This window comes from Gymnodinialimonas sp. 202GB13-11, assembly GCF_040932485.1.
GTDB classification, from domain to species: Bacteria; Pseudomonadota; Alphaproteobacteria; order Rhodobacterales; family Rhodobacteraceae; genus Gymnodinialimonas; species Gymnodinialimonas hymeniacidonis.
In genome coordinates this window covers 203809-222700 of record NZ_JBFRBH010000001.1, presented here as the reverse complement: position 1 = coordinate 222700, position 18892 = coordinate 203809, and the positions used below count along the sequence as shown (strand labels likewise).

19 protein-coding genes are annotated in these 18892 nt (G+C 61.8%); 10 read left to right on the top strand and 9 right to left on the bottom strand.

Features of this window, described 5'->3' with window-relative positions; genetic code table 11:
- Window positions 1-26: 26 nt before the first annotated feature.
- The 3 genes from V8J81_RS01095 to gltX form a co-directional block, all read right to left on the bottom strand.
- Window positions 27-1418: an MATE family efflux transporter gene (locus V8J81_RS01095; protein ID WP_368473907.1), complete on the bottom strand. Its 1392-nt coding sequence runs from the start codon at window positions 1416-1418 to the stop codon at window positions 27-29.
- Between the two features lie 51 nt (window positions 1419-1469).
- Window positions 1470-1835 (bottom strand): mannan-binding lectin, encoded by a 366-nt coding sequence (locus V8J81_RS01090; protein WP_368473906.1) that lies wholly within the window; start codon window positions 1833-1835, stop codon window positions 1470-1472.
- A 108-nt stretch (window positions 1836-1943) separates the two neighbouring features.
- On the bottom strand, window positions 1944-3269 hold the full coding sequence (gene gltX, locus V8J81_RS01085; RefSeq protein WP_368473905.1) for a glutamate--tRNA ligase: 1326 nt from the start codon (window positions 3267-3269) through the stop codon (window positions 1944-1946).
- Between the two features lie 69 nt (window positions 3270-3338).
- On the opposite strand from gltX, the gene V8J81_RS01080 reads away from it, so the two are divergent.
- Window positions 3339-3743, top strand: coding sequence for a metallopeptidase family protein (locus tag V8J81_RS01080; RefSeq protein WP_368473904.1), 405 nt, complete (start codon window positions 3339-3341; stop codon window positions 3741-3743).
- Between the two features lie 91 nt (window positions 3744-3834).
- Window positions 3835-4992: a PAS domain-containing sensor histidine kinase gene (locus V8J81_RS01075; protein WP_368473903.1), complete on the top strand. Its 1158-nt coding sequence runs from the start codon at window positions 3835-3837 to the stop codon at window positions 4990-4992.
- 44 nt (window positions 4993-5036) lie between these two features.
- On the opposite strand, the gene V8J81_RS01070 is transcribed toward V8J81_RS01075, so the two are convergent.
- Genes V8J81_RS01070 through V8J81_RS01055 form a run of 4 tightly spaced genes read right to left on the bottom strand, consistent with a single transcriptional unit; the run spans window position 5037 to window position 8139 of the window.
- Window positions 5037-5471 carry a DUF1801 domain-containing protein gene (locus V8J81_RS01070; protein WP_368473902.1) on the bottom strand — a complete coding sequence of 145 codons (435 nt, stop codon included), beginning with the start codon at window positions 5469-5471 and terminating at the stop codon, window positions 5037-5039.
- A gap of 9 nt (window positions 5472-5480) precedes the next feature.
- The gene (locus tag V8J81_RS01065) at window positions 5481-5930 is read right to left on the bottom strand and encodes a Tsi3 family protein (protein WP_368473901.1); all 450 of its coding nucleotides are present in this window, start codon (window positions 5928-5930) and stop codon (window positions 5481-5483) included.
- Window positions 5931-5950: 20 nt separating this feature from the next.
- Entirely contained in the window at window positions 5951-7477 is a 1527-nt protein-coding gene (locus tag V8J81_RS01060; protein ID WP_368473900.1) for a cryptochrome/photolyase family protein, read from the bottom strand.
- Window positions 7474-8139, bottom strand: a complete 666-nt coding sequence (locus V8J81_RS01055) for an SDR family NAD(P)-dependent oxidoreductase (RefSeq protein ID WP_368473899.1) — start codon at window positions 8137-8139, stop codon at window positions 7474-7476. The genes V8J81_RS01060 and V8J81_RS01055 overlap by 4 nt, the downstream gene beginning before the upstream one ends.
- A gap of 76 nt (window positions 8140-8215) precedes the next feature.
- Here V8J81_RS01055 and V8J81_RS01050 point away from each other — a divergent pair, with 76 nt between their 5' ends.
- The 8 genes from V8J81_RS01050 (at window position 8216) to V8J81_RS01015 (ending at window position 17478) form a co-directional block, all read left to right on the top strand.
- On the top strand, window positions 8216-8863 hold the full coding sequence (locus tag V8J81_RS01050) for a histidine phosphatase family protein (RefSeq protein ID WP_368473898.1): 648 nt from the start codon (window positions 8216-8218) through the stop codon (window positions 8861-8863).
- Between the two features lie 218 nt (window positions 8864-9081).
- The gene (locus tag V8J81_RS01045) at window positions 9082-10638 is read left to right on the top strand and encodes a 2-isopropylmalate synthase (RefSeq protein WP_368473897.1); all 1557 of its coding nucleotides are present in this window, start codon (window positions 9082-9084) and stop codon (window positions 10636-10638) included.
- 165 nt (window positions 10639-10803) lie between these two features.
- A complete protein-coding gene (locus tag V8J81_RS01040) occupies window positions 10804-11844 on the top strand; it encodes a rod shape-determining protein (RefSeq protein ID WP_224816026.1) in 1041 nt (346 codons plus the stop codon).
- A 27-nt stretch (window positions 11845-11871) separates the two neighbouring features.
- Complete coding sequence (gene mreC, locus V8J81_RS01035) at window positions 11872-12819, top strand: rod shape-determining protein MreC (RefSeq protein ID WP_368473896.1); 948 nt, start codon at window positions 11872-11874, stop codon at window positions 12817-12819.
- Window position 12820: 1 nt separating this feature from the next.
- Window positions 12821-13417 (top strand): rod shape-determining protein MreD, encoded by a 597-nt coding sequence (locus V8J81_RS01030; RefSeq protein WP_368473895.1) that lies wholly within the window; start codon window positions 12821-12823, stop codon window positions 13415-13417.
- 14 nt (window positions 13418-13431) lie between these two features.
- Entirely contained in the window at window positions 13432-15393 is a 1962-nt protein-coding gene (mrdA, locus tag V8J81_RS01025; protein ID WP_368473894.1) for a penicillin-binding protein 2, read from the top strand.
- Entirely contained in the window at window positions 15390-16529 is a 1140-nt protein-coding gene (rodA, locus tag V8J81_RS01020; RefSeq protein WP_368473893.1) for a rod shape-determining protein RodA, read from the top strand. Before mrdA ends, rodA begins: the two co-directional genes overlap by 4 nt.
- 7 nt (window positions 16530-16536) lie before the next feature.
- On the top strand, window positions 16537-17478 hold the full coding sequence (locus V8J81_RS01015) for a 2-hydroxyacid dehydrogenase (protein WP_368473892.1): 942 nt from the start codon (window positions 16537-16539) through the stop codon (window positions 17476-17478).
- Here V8J81_RS01015 and V8J81_RS01010 read toward each other — a convergent pair.
- Together V8J81_RS01010 and V8J81_RS01005 are read right to left on the bottom strand one after the other, a co-directional pair.
- A complete protein-coding gene (locus tag V8J81_RS01010; RefSeq protein WP_368473891.1) occupies window positions 17475-18248 on the bottom strand; it encodes an SseB family protein in 774 nt (257 codons plus the stop codon). The genes V8J81_RS01015 and V8J81_RS01010 overlap by 4 nt on opposite strands.
- Window positions 18245-18841, bottom strand: a complete 597-nt coding sequence (locus V8J81_RS01005) for a uracil-DNA glycosylase family protein (RefSeq protein WP_368473890.1) — start codon at window positions 18839-18841, stop codon at window positions 18245-18247. Before V8J81_RS01005 ends, V8J81_RS01010 begins: the two co-directional genes overlap by 4 nt.
- Between the last annotated feature and the right edge of the window lie 51 nt (window positions 18842-18892).

Here is an 18892-nt window from a genome sequence, read left to right as displayed (position 1 = left end):
GGGGGTGGAAATGGTTCCGAAGTTTTTTAGCGGCGCATGTGGAAGAGCGCGTGGAGACGACCCTCGCGGGCAAAGGGCTCGCGCGGTTGCGGAGCCGCTTCCTGCGCCATGATCCGGCGGACGAGGATGAAGGATAGAAGGCCGAAGAGAACCCCGCCCACGGCCTGTCCGATCAGCACGCCCGCAGCGCCGAACCACATGGAGAAGAGTATCACGAATGGGATCGTGCCAAGCGTGTGACGTCCCCAATTCACAGCGGTCGATTGGTAGGGATGGCCAAGATTGTTGAAGCTGGCGTTGGACACGAAGATCATGCCGTTGAAGAAGAATAGAAGCGCCAGCGGGCCGCAGAACAGAAAAACGAGTTCGCGCGCGGTGCCTGTCGCCTCGAAAAGCGCCGCAATCGGGCCGCGCAGGCCGAAGAGGATGGCCGAGATCAGAACAACGACGATGCCGCAGAAAAGTAGCGCCTCGGTATAGGTGCGCTTGACGCGGTCGTGCTGACCCGCGCCGAAATTCTGGCCGACGATGGGGCCGACGGCACCGGAGAGCGCGAAGAGGATGCCGAAGGCTACCGGTGTCAGGCGACCCACGATGGCCATGCCCGCGACGGCTTCCTCGCCAAATTCGGCCATGGCACGGGTGACATAGGCCTGGCCCACTGGTGTGGCGAGTTGGGTGGCGACGGCGGGGCCAGCCAGCGCGAGGATCGGGGTGAGGTCCAGGCGGAGGTCGGGCAATGCCGGGCGGTCAAAGCCGCCGTGGTGGCGGATGATCGGGATAATGGCCATGACACAAATCGCGATGCGCGCGCAGACCGACGCGATAGCGGCCCCCGTAAGTTCGAGATCGAGGCCGAAGATCAAAATGGGATCGAGGACCGCGTTCACCACGCCGCCCCAGATCGTGACCATCATGGCGCGGCGCGCATCGCCATGGGCGCGCAGGATCGCGCCGCCGACCATGCCCACCAGCAGGAGCGGTAGGGAGGGGACGATGATGCGCAGATAGGAGGTAGCGAGGGGCTGCGTCGTCTCGGATGCGCCAAGAAGCGCCACGAAGGTGGGGACGTAGACCCAGACGATTGCCGCAAAGATGGCCCCGAAGATCACGCCGTAGGTGAGCGTCGTGCCCGCGCGGCGTTTGGCCAGCGCCTCATCCCCTGCCCCAAGGGCTCGGGCCACAAGGGCCCCGCCCGCGATCGCCATACCGATGCCGAAGGAGGAGGTGAAGAACAGGATTGCGCCAGCGTAACCCACGGCAGCGGCAAGTTCTTCCTTCCCGAGCATAGAGATGAAGATCATGTCGACGAAATCGACGAGGAAGACGGCCATCAGCCCCAGCGACGATGTCAGCGACATCACCGTGATGTGGCGAAAGAGGGATCCTTCGAGGAAGACGGCTTGCGACTGGGCCATGGGCGATTGGTGGCACGGGTGCGCTCCAATCGCCAGAGGTTTTCTAGGGGCTTAGCGGATCTGGCAGACCGACATCTCGCTGGGGATGGTTGTCCACCAATGGCCGGTCCACTCGCCGCCTTGGGAGGCCGCAATGGCCGGGCAGACCTGATTGGCGTGCTGCTGGTTCCAGATCGGACCCGCCTCGACCGCGCGGGCAGGTTGCGGGATGCTGATCTGGCAGACTGACATTTCGTTCGGCACGGTCGTCCACCAATGGCCGGTCCATGTGCCGCCCTGGGACGCTGCGATGGCCGGGCAGACCTGATTAGCGTGCTGCTGGTTCCAGATCGGGCCGGCCTCAATCGCCTGTTGGGCGGAGGCAAGGGACGGGACGGCGAGGCATGCAATGGTAAGAAGAGGGAAAAGGTGTTTCATTTGAAGGGGCTCCGAAGGGGTTCGTTCCGCGCATGACCCTACGGCAGCCATCCGGATTTGTCGCCTTCCGGTTCTCCTGCATTTCACGATTTTGTCAGGGCTGCGCCCTCAGAGGCTTGGCTTGGTCTGCAGCAGGCGCATTACATCGGCCATCTCCGGCCCGCGCTCGCGCCCTGTGACGGCCTTACGCAGCGGCATGAAGAGGCCCTTGCCTTTGCGGCCGGTCGCTTCCTTCACTGCGCCGGTCCAGTTCGACCAAGTGTCGGCGTCGTAGGGTGCGTCCGGTAGCATGGCGAAGGCTTGCGCGATGAAGTCGCGGTCTTCGTCATCGACGAGGGGCGTGGCACCATCGCGGAAAAGGCTCCACCACTCGGCCATCTCGGACTTACGGGTGATGTTGGCACGGGCGACATCCCAAAAGGTCGGTGCGAGGTCGGATGGCACGCCGAGGGCGGCGATGTCATCGGCGACGGCGTCATATGGCGTTTCGTGCAGGATGCGGGCAGTCAGCGGCCAGAGATCGTCGACGTCGAACTTGGTCGGCGCGGAGCCGAAATGGTTGAGGTCGAAACCTTCGGCCAGTTCATCGATGCTCTCGACCAGTTCAACTGGCTGCGACGAGCCGATGCGCGCCATGTGCGAGAGGAGCGCCATAGGCTCCATCCCCTGTTCGCGCAGATCGCGCAGCGCAAGCGTGCCGAGACGTTTGGAGAGCGCCTCGCCCTGCGGGCCGGTCAGAAGGGAATGGTGGGCAAATGAAGGCGCGGTTTTGCCGAGAGCGTCCATGATCTGGATCTGCGTGGCCGTGTTGGTGACGTGGTCGGAGCCACGGACAACATGGGTCACGCCCATGTCGGTGTCGTCGACCACAGAGGCAATCGTATAAAGCACCTGGCCATCGGCGCGGATCAGGACGGGGTCGGAGACAGAGGCCGCATCGATGCTCAGATCCCCAAGGATGCCGTCGGTCCATTCGATACGCTCATGGTCCAGCTTGAAGCGCCAGACACCGTCGCCACGGTCCGCGCGCAGGGCGGCCTTCTCGTCGTCCGACAGGTTCAGCGCCGCGCGGTCATAGACGGGCGGCTGACCCATGTTCAGCTGCTTCTTGCGCTTGAGGTCGAGCTCCGTTGGCGTTTCCCAAGCCTCATAGAACCGGCCCTTTTCGCGCAGTTCATCGGCAGCCGCGGCGTAGCGGTCAAACCTGTCTGACTGCTTTTCAAGCTGATCCCATTCGATCCCGAGCCATTCCAGATCGCGCTGGATAGCGTCAGCGAATTCTTGGGTCGAACGCTCCGGGTCCGTGTCGTCGAGACGCAGGATGAATGTTCCGCCCGCCTTCTTCGCGATCAGGAAGTTGAACAGAGCCGTGCGCAGGTTGCCGACATGGAGATATCCGGTGGGCGACGGGGCGAAACGGGTGGTGACGGACATGGGCGGCCTCAGATGCGGATTGCGGCCCTTCCTCTTTCACGGGGCGGGCGTTTTGTCCATATCGGGGGGATGGACTATGCCGATCAGACCGCCCCAAGCTTCGCCCAGATGGAAGAGATGGCTTATGCCGCGCGCGATGCGTTGGCAGAGCCATGGAAGGGGCCTGCCGCAAGCGTTGTGATCCGGGTCGAGGATGTTGCCGATCCGGCTATGCTGTCCGAGTTGGAGATGGAAGACCCGTTAGAGCTGACGGGCCTGTATGACGGCATCCCGCTAACCCAGAAATCGGTGATGGATCAACCCGAGGGGCCGGACACGATCTGGCTGTTCCGACGCGCTATCTTGGATGAATGGGTGGACCGGGGGAACGTCACGCTGAATGAGTTGGTGACGCACGTTCTGATCCACGAATTCGCACATCATTTCGGCTGGTCCGACGATGACATCGCCCGCGTTGATCCCTGGTGGGAATAGGCCAGAAAGAAACCACTTATTAATTTTGATTGTCTAGCACGAGGGCGAGAGCGGCCATGTAGATTGGTCGTCTACGCTTGAGGAAAACGGCATGCCCCCTAAAGACGCAACTCCTGATGAAGCGGCCCTCAGGCGCCTTGTTCAGTGGATTGATGGCGTTGATCTGCCGATGTTTATCCTTGTGGAGCATGATGATGCTCGGCTTGAATTCGTGCGCGCGAATGAAACGCTGGGGCGCGTTGCTGGGGTTCCATCCTCCATCTTTGCGGGGCGCTCAGCGGAAGAGATTTTTCCCGCACGCATGGCGGCACAGCTGACCGGGAATTATCGCGCCTGTCTGGATGGGGACAAACCAGTATCGTACGAAGAATGCCTGATGATTGAGGGTCGCGAGACCTGGTGGCAAACGACCTTGTCAAAACCCACAGGCTTTGGTGGCCGTGTTGTGCTGGGGATTGCCGTTCCGACAACGGAGGCGAAAGAACGCGAATTCGCCGCCGCGGAAGCAGTGTCGGAGATGGCGGCGCGGTTCGACGAATTGCAATTGTTCTCGACCATGGCGGCCCATGATGCCCGCAGTCCGCTGGCGACGGTGTCGAGCCTTGTTGATCTGGTTCTGGACGGGTTCGACGACATGGGGGACGGGAAGGTGGAATTACTCCATCTGATCTCCAAAACCGTGGACGAGGCACTTGAGCAGATCGGCAGCACGCTTGCGCGTAGCCGGGAGTTCAGCGGCGATGTCTCCCGCCCGACCGAGGTGGAGTTGGGACGCCTTGCCAATGACATTGCGGCGATGGTCGACCCGGAAATGACGCTGGAGATTGACGTGCCGGACGCGAGCATCGAGTGCGACGCCGTTGTGGTGCAGATGGGCCTTCGCAATCTGATGGCGAATGCAGCGCGGTTCGCGGGTGAACGGATTTGCGTACGGTTGAGTGAGGATGTCGTGCGCGGCCTGTTGATCCTTGAAGTGGCCGACGACGGACCTGGCCTTCCGAAAGGAACGCAGCTGCGGGATCTTAGCGCCGAAGGGGAACGCCGTGACGGAAACCATGGCTTTGGCCTGCGGTCCGTGTACCAATTGCTGAAAAGCCGTGGGGGCACTTTGGAGGTGCGCCCTGCATTGGAACAAGAGGGCCTACCGGGGGCACGGTTTCGCATGGAAGTGCCCGGGCGTGTTTTATCGGGCAACCCGCAATCGCCTTTGGGTCAAGACGATGCCGGGATATGGGCCGAGGCGAGTTGAGCCCTTGTGAGACGTGAGAGTGCACCAGGGTAGGGCCGTGCTGCTCAGGCAGGGTTAACCGCCCATTTGGCGTCTAGGTCGATTAACCCGGTGCGCACCAATTCCTCCAGAACGCCGGTGTCTACGTCGGCCAGTTTGTTAATGTACAAACAGGATTTTCCCATCTTGTGCTTGCCAAGGCGGGAGAGGATCTCGGAATAGTCCTGATAGCCAGGCATGATGTAGATTGACAGATTTGCTTTGCGTGGGCTGAACCCTGTGGCGAGGAATGACCCCTCCCGCCCGCTGTCATAGACGTAGTCGTAGCGTCCGTATCCCACGATGGTCGGCCCCCACATGCGGGGCGTGAAGCCGGTAACTTCCCGGAAAAGCGCGTCGAGGGCCAGCGCATCGGCGCGGCGTGTGCGGTGCTCGACCGCCTCAAGGAAGGCGGTGACATCGGCCTCGGTGGCGGTCGTTTTGTTGTCGGCTTTGGCCATGGTGCACCCTCATGAAGGATCGCGGAGTTGGACCGAGGCTAGCACATCCAGCGCCACGGAAAAATCAGGGCGTCTTTCGCTTTGGCGATAGGCCAGCAGCCCGACCTCGCGACCGTCGGGCAGGATGCGCCGTGCGCGGAGTTCGTAGAAATCTCCGCCGGAGCCGTCCATTTCCTGCGCCTCAACCGTGTAGCGTATGTCGCCATAGCGCCCATGGATCAGCCGGGAATGCAGGGCGACGGGCTCGCTTGCGGATATCCAGATCGAAAGCGGTGTACGCAGTGCTCTGGTTTGCTCCAACTCGATGCGACCGGGCTGTTCGAATGCTTCGAAGCCGGGGGGGACATTCAAGATCAGATCATCACCGAGAGGGCGGATGTTCTGAGCGTAAGCGGGCGCCGCCGCGAAGCCAAAAAGACCAAGAAAGACTGCACGGCGCAATGGAAGGGAGCGGGTCATGCCCCTGCCTAACCTGCCACTCAGACCCGGTCACCTGCGGAAAGCCTTGCCAGAAAATCCTCGGCCGATTGCAGGGTGTCGGCGCGTTTTTCCTCCGACATGCGCATCCAGGTCCGGTACATCTGCGCCATGCGGGGGTTCTTGCCGAAGCGGTCCTTGTGGCGGTCGAGGAAGGCCCAGTAGAGGTAGTTGAAGGGGCAGGCCCCCTCCCCCGTTTTGACCTTCACGTCGTATTGGCAAGTTTTGCAGTAATCGGACATCTTGTTGATGTAATTGCCGCCCGAGACGTAAGGTTTTGAGCCGACGATACCGCCATCGGCAAACTGGCTCATCCCGATGACATTGGGCGCTTCGACCCATTCGTAGGCGTCGGCGTAGACGGCGAGATACCATTCGTGGACCTCGTGGGGGTCGATCCCTGCCAGAAGGGCGAAATTGCCGGTGACCATGAGGCGTTGGATGTGGTGTGCGTAGGCTTCGTCGCGGGTTTGGGTAATGGCCTCGCTGAGGCAGGTCATCTTCGTGTCCGTGTCCCAGTAGAAGGCGGGCAGTTTGCGCTGGTGATTGAGCGTGTTGCGGCGCGTGTAGTCGGGGCCTTCACGGAAGTAGATGCCGCGCATGTATTCGCGCCAGCCGATGATCTGGCGGATGAAGCCTTCGACGGCGTTGAGAGGGGCGTGGCCGAATGTGTAGGCGTCCTCAGCGGCGTCGCATATCTCCTGCCAAGTAAGGAGGCCGGCGTTGAGGTACATGGACAGGATCGAGTGGTAGAGGAACCGTTCCCCCACCATCATCGCGTCCTGAAAGTCGCCGAATTGCGGCAGGGCCGTCTTGATGAAATGGCTCAGCGCGCGGCGGGCCTGGGTGGTGTCGGTGGCGAACCAGAAGGGTTTGAGCGTGCCAAAGTTGTTGTCGAAGCGGGATTTGACCAGCGCCAAAACCTCTTCCACCGTCTCATCGGGCGTGAATTGCATCGGGGCCGCGTCCACACCACCGGGGGGCGGTTTGCGGTTGTCGTGGTCGTAGTTCCATTTGCCACCTTCGGGTTTGTCGCCATCCATCAAGAGGCCCGTCTTGCGGCGCATTTCACGGTAGAACCATTCCATCCGCAGTTCTTTCCGGCCCTCGGCCCATGCTTCGAATTCGGCATGGGAACAGAGGAAGCGGTCGTCGGGGAAAATGTGGACGGGGATCGGCATCTCTTCGAGCGCTTCGATCAGACGGAATTCGCCGGGTTCGGTTGTCAGGCACTCCTCGGCTGAAGCCTCCTCGCAGGCGCGGAGGATTTCGCCGGGGATCGAGTTGGCGTTCTCACGGTCGTCCAGCTTGGTGTAGCGGACCTGCCAGCCGTCGGCCTCAAGCGAGGCTGCGAATTTGCGCATGGCGGCGAAGATGAACGCGATTTTCTTGGGGTGGTGGGGGACGTAAGCCGCCTCATCCGCCACCTCCGCCATCAGGATGATGTCACGGTCTTTGTCCGCTTCGCGCAGCGCGGCAATATCGGGCGACAGTTGGTCGCCGAGGATCAGGACGATACGGGGTTTCACCAGGGCACCTCCGCACCGGAATAGTCGTAGAAGCCGCCGGTTTGGAACGGCTGAAGGCGCTCCATCACGTCGCAGAGCAGCTTTGCGGTCTCATCCGCCGGCACGGTTTTGTGGGTTCCGGCGTAGTCGGCGGTGAAGGGCGTGGCAACGGTGCCGGGATGCAAGGCGACCGCGATGGCATCTTTGTGGGTCCGGCCCAGTTCGACGGCCGCGCCGTGGACGAGCATATTCGCCGCGGCTTTGGACGCGCGGTAGCTGTGCCAACCGCCGATGCGATTGTCACCGATGGAGCCCACCCGGGCGGTGAGAACCGCGCTGACCGAGCGGCCTTGCTTGGGCAGCAAGCGGGGCAGATGGCGCAGGATGTTGGCGGTGCCGATGGTGTTGACGGCAAAGACCTCGGCCATGGCCAGAGGATCGATGGCGGAGAGTTGTTTTTCGGGGGCATGCCCTGCTGCGGCGAGGATGCCCGTTGCCACGAAGACAGTCTGGAACGGGCCGTTGAGCGCGCCAAGGATTGCATCGACCGTTTCCGCTTTGGTGATGTCGAGCCCATCGACGGAGCGGGAGAGCCCAGTGACGTTCCCGCCGCGGGCGCGCATCTCGGCCACCATGGCCTGTCCGATCCCGCCGGACGCTCCGATAACAAGTGCATTGATCATGGCGGGTGCAGGTAAGGCAGACCCGTCTTGCGTCAAGCGCCTGTCGCGTTAGACGGGGCACTGAAGGAGACGCGAAATGGGTGAATTGATCCTTGTCCGTCATGGACAAGCGAATTCCGGGGCGACCACGGAAGAAGAATATGATCGGCTCTCGCCGCTTGGGCATCACCAGGCGCGTTGGTTGGGCGAATGGTTTTCCAAACAGGAAGCCCAGTTCGATAAGGTCTATCGCGGCACGATGCGGCGGCATCGTGAGACGGCGGAGGGGATCGGCGTCGCAGCAGCGCAGGCCGATGCGCGGTTGAACGAGTTGGATTACTTCGCACTGGCCCGCGATATGGAGATCACCCATGGGATGCCGATTCCAGCCACGCAGCAGGATTTCGCGGATCACATCCCGCAGACGCTGAAGGCGTGGCACGCGCAGGAGATCAATGGGTCTGAACCCTTTGCGGAGTTCGAGGCGCGGATCGCGACGGTTCTGGCGGAGGCTGCCACGCCGGGGCGGCGGGTGTTGTGCGTGACCTCTGGCGGGGTGATCGCGATGTCGCTGAGAATTGCGCTGGGGCTGGACATGGACCGGCTGGCGCAGGTGCTGCTGCCGATCTTCAACTCCTCCGTGCATCGGTTCCGTGTGGTCGAGGGTGGGACGTTCCTGACCAGCTTCAATGCGGTACCGCACCTGGAAGGGCCGGAGCGGGAAGAGGCGCGGACGTGGGTGTGACCCTGCCGGGCACGCTTTGCCCTTTTCATTTGCGATTTCCGGTGTATCGTGCGGCGCATGTTGACCAAGCAGCCTCATATCCTTTTGTCCGCGGATCGTCCGCGTGCCGCCCTGCTTGGCCTTCTTCTCCTTAGCCGCCTCTGAGCGTGCCATTCGGCGCGACCGCTCAGGGGAGGACAGCGCCGGAGAGACACACTCAAGCCTAAGGATATGAAGAGATGACCGACAATCGCGTATTGATTTTTGACACCACCTTGCGGGACGGCGAGCAGTCGCCCGGCGCCACCATGAGCCATGACGAGAAGCTGGAGATTGCCGGCCTGCTCGACGAGATGGGCGTGGATATTATCGAGGCGGGGTTCCCGATTGCCTCGGAGGGTGACTTTGCCGCCGTTTCCGAGATCGCCAAGAATGCCGTGAACTCCACGATCTGCGGCCTGGCGCGTGCGAACTTCAAGGATATCGACCGCGCTTGGGAAGCTGTGAAACACGCGAAATCCCCCCGCATCCATACGTTCATCGGCACCTCGCCCCAGCACCGGGCGATCCCGAACCTGACGATGGACGAGATGGCGGATCGTATTCACGAGACGGTCACGCATGCGCGGAACCTGTGTGACAACGTCCAGTGGTCGCCGATGGATGCGACGCGGACCGAGTGGGATTATCTGGCCCGGGTCGTGGAAATCGCGATCAAGGCCGGTGCGACCACAATCAACATCCCCGACACCTGCGGCTATACGGCGCCTGTGGAAAGCGCCGACCTGATCCGGCGCTTGATCGTAGAGGTCCCCGGCGCCGATGAGATCATCTTCGCCACCCATTGCCACAACGATCTGGGCATGGCGACGGCAAACTCTTTGGCCGCCGTGGCCGGTGGTGCGCGACAGATTGAATGCACGATCAACGGGTTGGGCGAACGGGCGGGCAATACGGCGTTGGAAGAGGTCGTGATGGCCATGAAGGTCCGCCACGACATCATGCCGTATACGACGGGCATCGACTCGACCAAGATCATGCATCTGAGCCGCCGGGTCGCCACCGTCTCGGGCTTTAACGTGCAGCCCAACAAGGCCATCGTCGGCAAAAACGCCTTCGCGCATGAGAGCGGCATCCACCAGGACGGCATGCTGAAAAGCGCCGATACATTCGAGATCATGCGACCCGAGGATGTGGGCCTTACCGAGACGAATATCGTCATGGGCAAGCATTCGGGGCGGGCGGCGTTGCGGTCCAAGCTGAAGGATCTGGGCTATGACATGGCCGACAATCAGCTGAATGATCTGTTCGTGCGGTTCAAGGCGCTGGCGGATCGGAAGAAAGAGGTTTTTGACGACGATCTGATCGCGCTGGTGACGGATGCGGGCTCGGACGGTGAGGGCCATCTGGAGGTCAAGTTCCTGCGCGTGATCTGCGGGACGGAAGCGCCGCAATCGGCGGATCTGACGTTGAGGGTCGGCGATGAGGATATGCAGGCGACCGCGCAGGGCGACGGACCGGTCGACGCGGCGTTCAACGCGGTCAAAGCGCTGTTCCCGAACGAGGCGTCCTTGCAGCTTTATCAGGTGAGCGCCGTGACCGAGGGCATGGATGCACAGGCCACCGTGACCGTGCGAGTCGAGGAAGACGGGCGCATCGCTACGGGCCAGTCGGCAGATACCGACACGGTGGTGGCGAGCGTAAAGGCCTATGTGAACGCGCTCAACCGGTTGATCGTGCGGCGGGAAAAGACCGGCGGGGATGTGAAGGAAGTGAGCTACAAGGACGTCGGCTAAATTCAAACAGTGAGGAGGCGTGCCGAACTGCCGGCACCCCTCCGCCGATCACCTTACCCCCCACCCCTTGCCGCATAGCCCCCCTAACGTCTATATGCCGAGTCTCTGGTGGGCGTCCTCGTGAAGGGGAGGCCCCTTTTTGAATTGACGAACGGACGCGTCCATATGGCCGGATTTCTTGGCAACCTTTTCTCCTCCGACATGGCGATCGACCTCGGCACGGCGAATACGCTGGTCTACGTGCGTGGCCGCGGTGTGATCCTGAATGAGCCGTCGGTGGTGGCCTATCAGGTCAAGGACGGCGTGAAGAAGGCGCTGGCCTTTGGAGAAGACGCAAAACTGATGCTGGGACGGACGCCCGGAAGCATTCAGGCAATCCGGCCGATGCGCGACGGTGTGATTGCCGACTTTGATGTGGCCGAAGAGATGATCAAGCACTTCATCCGCAAGGTCCACAAGCGCACGACGTTCTCGAAGCCCAAGATCATTGTTTGTGTGCCCCATGGTGCTACGCCCGTCGAAAAGCGCGCCATTCGGCAGTCGGTGCTGGGAGCCGGTGCACGGAAGGCGGGCCTGATTGCGGAACCAATCGCGGCGGCGATTGGGGCGGGCATGCCGATTACCGATCCGACGGGGTCGATGGTTGTGGACATCGGCGGTGGTACAACCGAGGTGGCCGTTCTGTCGCTGGCCGATATCGTCTACGCGCGGTCTGTCCGCGTGGGTGGCGACCGGATGGATGAGGCGATCATCTCTTACCTGCGGCGGCAGCATAACCTGTTGATCGGAGAAGCAACGGCAGAACGGATTAAGACCTCCATCGGCACCGCAAGGATGCCCGACGATGGACGCGGCGCGTCGATGCGCATTCGCGGGCGGGACCTGTTGAACGGTGTGCCCAAGGAAACCGAGATCAGTCAGGCTCAGGTCGCCGAAGCGCTGGCCGAACCGGTGCAGCAGATTTGCGAGGCCGTGATGGGGGCGCTTGAGGCAACTCCGCCCGATCTGGCGGCGGACATCGTGGACCGTGGTGTCATGCTGACCGGCGGCGGCGCGCTGCTGGGTGAGCTTGATCTGGCGCTGCGGGAACAAACCGGACTTGCCATCAGCGTGGCGGACGAAAGCCTGAACTGCGTGGCTCTCGGCACTGGCAAGGCGTTGGAGTATGAGAATCTCCTGCGTCATGCGATAGATTACGACAGCTAAACCGCGTCCAGACCCGAGAGGCACCTATTGGCCCGGGAAAGTTACGACGATTCCGTTACACGACCCGTCCGGCGCTTGCTGTTGGCGGTGCTGGTTCTGTTGCTCGTCTCGCTTGTTCTGATCTGGCGGATCGACAACCCACGGATGGAGCGTATCCGCTCGGCCATCGTGGACCGCTATGTTCCCAACATGGAATGGGCCATGGCCCCAATCACCGGCATCGCGCGGATGGCGGAAGACTTCCAAAGTTACGCCCGGTTGTTCGAGCAAAATCAAGAGCTTCGACGCGAATTGCAGCAGATGCGCGCCTGGCGCGAGGCGGCGTTGCAGTTGGAGCAGGAAAACGCGCGCCTTCTGGATTTGAACCGCGTGCAACTGGACCCCGAGCTGACATTTGTGACGGGCATCGTGCTGGCTGACAGTGGGTCGCCCTTCCGGCGTTCAGTCTTGCTGAATGTGGGCGCGCGGGACGGGATTTTGGACGGATGGGCCACGATGGACGGCTTAGGCGTGGTTGGGCGCATCTCAGGCGTGGGCGACTCGACCGCGCGCGTGATGCTGCTGACCGATGCCGCAAGCCGCATCCCTGTGACGATCCTGCCAAGTGGGCAACAAGCGCTGTTGATGGGGGACAATTCGGCTAATCCGGTGCTGGATTTCGTGGAAGACCCAGAAGATATCGCGGCCGGCGACCGGATCGTGACAAGCGGCGATGGCGGGCTTTTCCCGCCGGGCCTGTTGGTTGGGCAGGTTGTATTTACGTCAGACAGATTGCTACGCGCGCGCCTTTCGGCGGATTTGCAGCGGCTGAATTTCTTGCGTGTCATGCGCAGCCATCCCGGAACAACACTGGATGATCCGGCTGACCTGATTGGTCCGCCATGGCCACCCGCAGGCATGATGCTCGACGACGAGGGCATTCTGGTTCCTGACCCGTCCGCCAGGGCCGAGGCTGTGCCGTCTGAGGACAACTGATATGAGCGCGCTGTCCGCCCGCCATATTTGGCGCTATCGGTTGATGTTTCTGGTGCTGGCACTGACCATCATAACCCTGCGATTGATTCCGATCGACCAAAGTTATGTCCCGCCGGAAGCACCGGCTATCCCCTCATTCGGCGACATCATTCGCATCTCGATCAGTCGATTCTTCGGATCGCTCCCGCCGCCGGACCTGCTCTTGGCATTGACCTTCGCCTGGATGATCCGACAACCGGCGGTCGTTCCATTGGGAATGCTGCTCGTCGTGTTTCTTTTGGCTGATTTTCTCTTCCAGCGGCCACCTGGGCTATGGACGTTGCTGATAATTCTGGCATCCGAGAGCATCCGGACGCGGCGGCTGACGATGGCTGAATTTCCGTTTCTTGTAGAATGGGGGGTCGTGGCCGGTGCGATCATGGGCATGGTTTTGCTCAATCGGCTGGTTTTATGGATCCTGCTGGTGGATCTCGATCCGCTCGGGCTTACGTTGCTTCAGGGGATCGTCACGATTGTGATCTATCCAATCGTCGTCGCCGTCTCGAAATTTGTCTTCGGCTTGCGTAAGCTCGGCCCGACCGAGCTTGAAGCCTTGTAACCTGTCTGCCGCCCATGAAACGCACCCAACGTGAAATCGAGGAAAGCGTCCGCACAATCACGCGGCGAAGCCTGATTGTGGGTGGCTTGTTCATTGGCACCGGTGGCGTGCTGGCGGGCCGGATGCGATATTTGCAGGTGGAACGCGCCGATGACTTCCGCCTTCTGGCCGAAGAGAACCGCATCAACTTGCGCCTTTTGCCGCCCGCCCGTGGCCTGATTTTTGACAGGCGCGGGGTGCTGCTCGCGGGCAATGAGCAGAATTACCGCATTACGATTGTGCGCGAAGACGCGGGCGATGTGGATGCCGTGCTGGATGAGGTTGCGCGTCTGGTGAACCTCGACCTCGTGTCGCTGGAGCGCGCGCGCGAGGAAATCCGCCGCCGCCCTTCCTTCGTACCCGTGACCATTGCCGACCGCTTGAGTTGGGAGGAGCTTTCGGCTGTGGCCGTCAACGCCCCTGCCCTACCCGGCGTGAACCCCGAAGTGGGCCTTTCCCGTGTCTACCCGCTCGGCGCGGACTTCGCCCATGTCGTGGGCTATGTTGGGCCCGTTAGCGATTGGTATCTGGAACAAACCGGCGATACCGACCCGGTCCTTCAGATCCCCGACTTTCAGGTTGGCCGCTACAACGTCGAGGACAAGGCCGAGGGCATGCTACGGGGCAGTGCAGGCACCAGCAGGGTGGAGGTCAACGCCTCTGGCCGGGTGATGCGCGAGTTGGATCGTGATCCCGCAACCCCCGGAAGCGATGTTCAGCTAACCGTCGATGCGGGTCTACAGAACTATGTTGAAGCACGGATGCATGGCGAAAGCGCCGGTGCGGTCATCATGGATTGCACCAATGGCGATGTGCTCGCCGTGGCCTCCGCCCCTACCTTCGATCCAAACCTGTTCGTGCGCGGCATCTCCACCACGCAATGGACGGGGCTGAACGAAGACCCCTACCGGCCGCTGGCCAACAAGGCGACGCAGGGTCTTTATCCGCCTGGTTCGACCTACAAGATGGTGGTCGCCCTTGCCGCACTGGAAGGTGGCTTCATCACGCCAGATGAGACGGTTGCCTGCCCTGGCCATATGGAAATCGGCAATCGTCGCTTCCACTGCTGGCGGCGCGGCGGGCATGGCCGGATGAATCTGATCGAGAGCCTCAGCCAATCCTGCGACGTCTACTACTACGAACTCGCGCAGCGCGTGGGGATCGAGAATATCTCGGCCATGGCGCGGCGACTTGGTTGCGGCATCCGCCATGACCTGCCCATGAGCGGCATTGCCGAGGGGCTGGCACCCACAATGGAATGGAAGCGCCGCCGGTTCGAACAGGATTGGGTGGTGGGTGACACGCTGAATGCGTCCATCGGGCAAGGTTTTGTCCTGTCGTCGCCGCTACATCTGGCGGTGATGACCGCGCGACTGGCGAGCGGCAAGACCCTGATCCCGAACCTCATCCGTTCGGTAGATGGCGTGCCGGAGGCGCGGCCTGACCCGGAGGATCTGGGCGTTGATCCAGAACATCTGGCGCTGATCCACCAAGGCATGTGGCGGGTGAACAACCACAGCCGGGGCACGGCCTACCGCAGCCGAACGATGGGTGAGGAATACACGATCGCGGGCAAGACCGGCACCAGCCAGGTCCGCAACATCACCGCAGCTGAACGTGCGGCGGGTGTGATCCGCAATGAGGACCTGCCGTGGGAACGGCGCGACCATGCGCTTTACGTAGGCTTCGCGCCTTACGACAATCCGCGCTATGCGGCCGCCGTTATCGTGGAACATGGCGGCGGCGGATCAGTCGCGGCAGCCCCCATTGGGCGTGACATCCTACTACGCGCTCAGGTGGGCGATGTGCCACCGTCCGAGCTTTACCCCGTCAGCCAGCGACGCGGCATTGAAGAGATGCACCGCACCCTGCCGATTTTTGAGGCCCCGCCGCAACCATCAGGCCGCACGCCGGGCCGGGAGGAGCAAGGCGCATGAGCTTTCTCGAATACAACGTCAAATCAGCCCCGACCGGCTGGCAGAAGATCCTGCACCTGAACTGGGCGCTGGCGCTATTGCTGATCTCGGTGGCGTGTGTCGGTTTCCTGATGCTCTACTCCGTCGCGGGCGGTTCCTTCAGCCCCTGGGCCGAGACGCAGATGCAGCGCTTTGCCCTTGGCTTCTGCGCTATGATCATCGTGGCGTTGGTGCCGATCTGGTTCTGGCGCAACATGTCTGTGCTGGCCTATATCATATCCATCTTGCTTCTGCTGTATGTGGAATTCTTCGGCTCCACCTTCGGCGGCGCGCAACGCTGGATCGACCTTGGGTTCATGCGGTTGCAACCGTCCGAGGTGGCCAAGATCACGGTCGTAATGATGCTGGCCGCCTACTATGATTGGCTGGATCTGGAGAAGGTCTCCAACCCGCTTTACGTCATCATCCCGCTTCTGATCATCGGTTTGCCCGTTGGCCTTACATTCATCCAACCCGACCTCGGCACCTCGCTTCTGATCCTGTTGGGCGGCGGTGCGGTGATCTTTCTGGCCGGCGTGCATTGGCTCTACTTCGCTTCTGTCATCGGGCTCGGGATCGGCGCGGTGACAGCCGTGTTTGCAAGTCGCGGCACGGATTGGGCCTTGTTGGCGGACTATCAGTATTCGCGTATCGACACGTTTCTGGACCCAACCCGCGATCCATTGGGGGAGGGCTATCACATCACGCAAAGCCAGATCGCGCTTGGGTCTGGCGGGTGGACGGGGCGTGGCTTCATGCAGGGCACGCAGATCCGGGGCGACTTCCTGCCAGAAAGCCATACTGACTTTATCTTCCCCACATTGGCGGAAGAGTTTGGGTTCGTCGGCGCGGCTTCCTTGCTGCTGCTTTACGTGCTGATCCTTGTCTTCTGCATTGCCACCGCGTTGATGGCGCGCGAACGCTACGCCTCACTTGTGGTGATGGGTGTGGCCGTGACCTTCTTCCTCTACTTCGCGCTGAACATGGCAATGGTCATGGGCCTTGCCCCGGTTGTGGGTGTGCCGCTTCCACTGGTCAGTTATGGCGGATCGGCCATGTTGGTCTTGATGGTGGCCTTTGGTTTGGTGCAATCGGCACACGTCCACCGCGCCCGATAGGAAAGCCATGTCAGATCCTGTAATTCTGTTCGCCGCCCGGCCTGAGCGGTGGGCCACCTACGAGGCCCCCTTGCGGACTGCATTGGCAAAAGCCGGTGTGTCGGACAGTGGTTTGGTGTTACAAGCCGCGCCCGAGACAGTGGACTACATTGTCTATGCTCCGAATTCGGAAGTTCAGGACTTCACCCCCTACACGCGGCTGAAAGCCGTGTTGAACCTGTGGGCCGGGGTGGAGCAGGTCGTGGGCAACGAGACCTTGCGCGTTCCCCTCGCCCGTATGGTCGACAGCGGCCTGACCGACGGCATGGTCGAATGGTGCGTGGGCCATGTGCTGCGCCACCATCTGGGTATGGATGTGCATATCCATGGGCAGGACGGCATATGGCGGAACGGCGAAGTTCCTCCATTGGCGCGGGACCGCAATGTCGTGGTGTTTGGCTTGGGGGCATTGGGCCGCGCTGTTGCGGAGGCTTTGGTCGGGCTGGGTTTCAACGTGAGCGGTTGGGCGCGGTCTGAGAAACGGATCGACGGTGTAAGCTGCTTCGCCGGCGACGATGGCTTGGCCGCAGCGCTCGAGCGGGCTGAGATCGCAGTTTTGTTGCTGCCCGACACGCCCGCGACGACTGACCTGTTTCACGCGGAAACGCTGGCGCAGATGCCGCACGGCGCTGTGATTGTTAACCCGGGTCGCGGGCCTTTGATTGACGATACAGCTTTGTTGGCCGCGCTACATACCGGGAAAATCGGCCATGCGACGCTGGATGTGTTCCGGGTGGAGCCTTTGCCTGCGGATGATCCGTTCTGGGCGCATCCAAATGTGACGGTGACACCCCACATCGCATCCGAGACGCGGGCTGATACCGCATCAGAGGTAATTGCCGAGAACATCCGGCGCGGGGAAGCGGGTGAGCCATTCCTGCACCTCGTGGACCGGGAGGCGGGCTATTAACGCAGTTTCGGTGGCTGTTCCGGATCGGTGCCGGGCGCCGTGCGCTTCGGCGGTTCCTCGGGCTGGGGCAAATCAAACCGAAGGCCCACTTTGGCGAGTTGTGCGCAGAACGGATCGGAGGCGCGGAAGAAGCCCACATCGAGGCTGGCGGCCTCCAATCCCGAGAAGGTCAGCGCTTCCGCCACCAGCTGCGCCAGTGCCGTTTCCGCGCCCGGGGCGGGGTCGATGAACGCAAGCAGGTGGCTCTGGCGGCCGCCCGCAAACGTGGTCGCCACGAGGTAGGCCATGTTTGCGCGACCAATGGCGGAGGCGAGGCGCAGGTCGAGGGCTGTCAATAACGCCTCGGGCAAGTTGGCGGGGGGACGGACCTCTTCGGGTTGGTCTTCGACTTCGGCGGGCTGTTCGGAAAGCACGCCAGAAAGCCAAGCCATTGCTTCGTTTTCCAGCACCGTTTCAGAAGGCGCACCCAAATTGACGCCCAGTCCAAGGCCCGCATCAGTCAGCATCCCGGCCAGTGCGCGGCCTGACATCGCAGCGTAGGGGGCCCCTGAGCCCGCGAATTCAGCCAGCCGTTCGTCGCGGTCGAATGCCAGAACAAGGTCAGCGCCTTCGACGGTGAAGATGCGCGGTTTCACGCGGTCGCCTTGCGCCTCTTCCTCCAAAAGCAGAACAAGTTCCGACGCGGCGAGGCGGTCGAACCATGCCAGACGCGCGGCAGTATCGTCAGGGTTCGCGGCCATGGCGGCGAAGGCGGTATCGAGGGGGGTCATTCGCTGAGAACCTCGGAAATTCTGGTACGTAGGACAGGTAGAAGCTCAGCCTCAAACCACGGGTTTTTCTTCAGCCACGCGGTATTGCGCCAGGAGGGGTGAGGCAAGGGGAAGACGTCTGGCGCATGGTCGCGCCAGGCTGCGACGGTTTCGGTGACGCCGGTTTTAGTGCCGAGATGCCATTTCTGCGCGTAGCCGCCGATGAGCAGGGTGATGCGGATGTTGGTGAACTCGGCCAATATATCCGCACGCCAGGTTTCAGCGCAGATTTTCGGGGGCGATAGATCGCTGCCCTTTTCGTCGTAGCCGGGGAAGCAAAAGGCCATGGGGAGGATGGCGACGCGGGAGCGGTCGTAGAAAGTAGCTTCGTCGACGCCCATCCAATTGCGCAGCCTGTCGCCGGAGGGATCGGTAAAGGGTTTGCCGGAGTGATGGACCTTCATGCCAGGGGCCTGACCGGCGACCAGAATGCGTGCACCGGGGCCGAACCACGCGACGGGGCGGGGTTCGTGCGCGGTGGCGGTTGCGGCGAATCTGTCAGCGCAGAGTCGGCAGGATCTGAGGTCGGTTGCACGCGTGATCAGGTCGTTCATGGGGCACGAAATACGGTTAATCGCCCACAAAACAAGGTACTTGCTTTATTT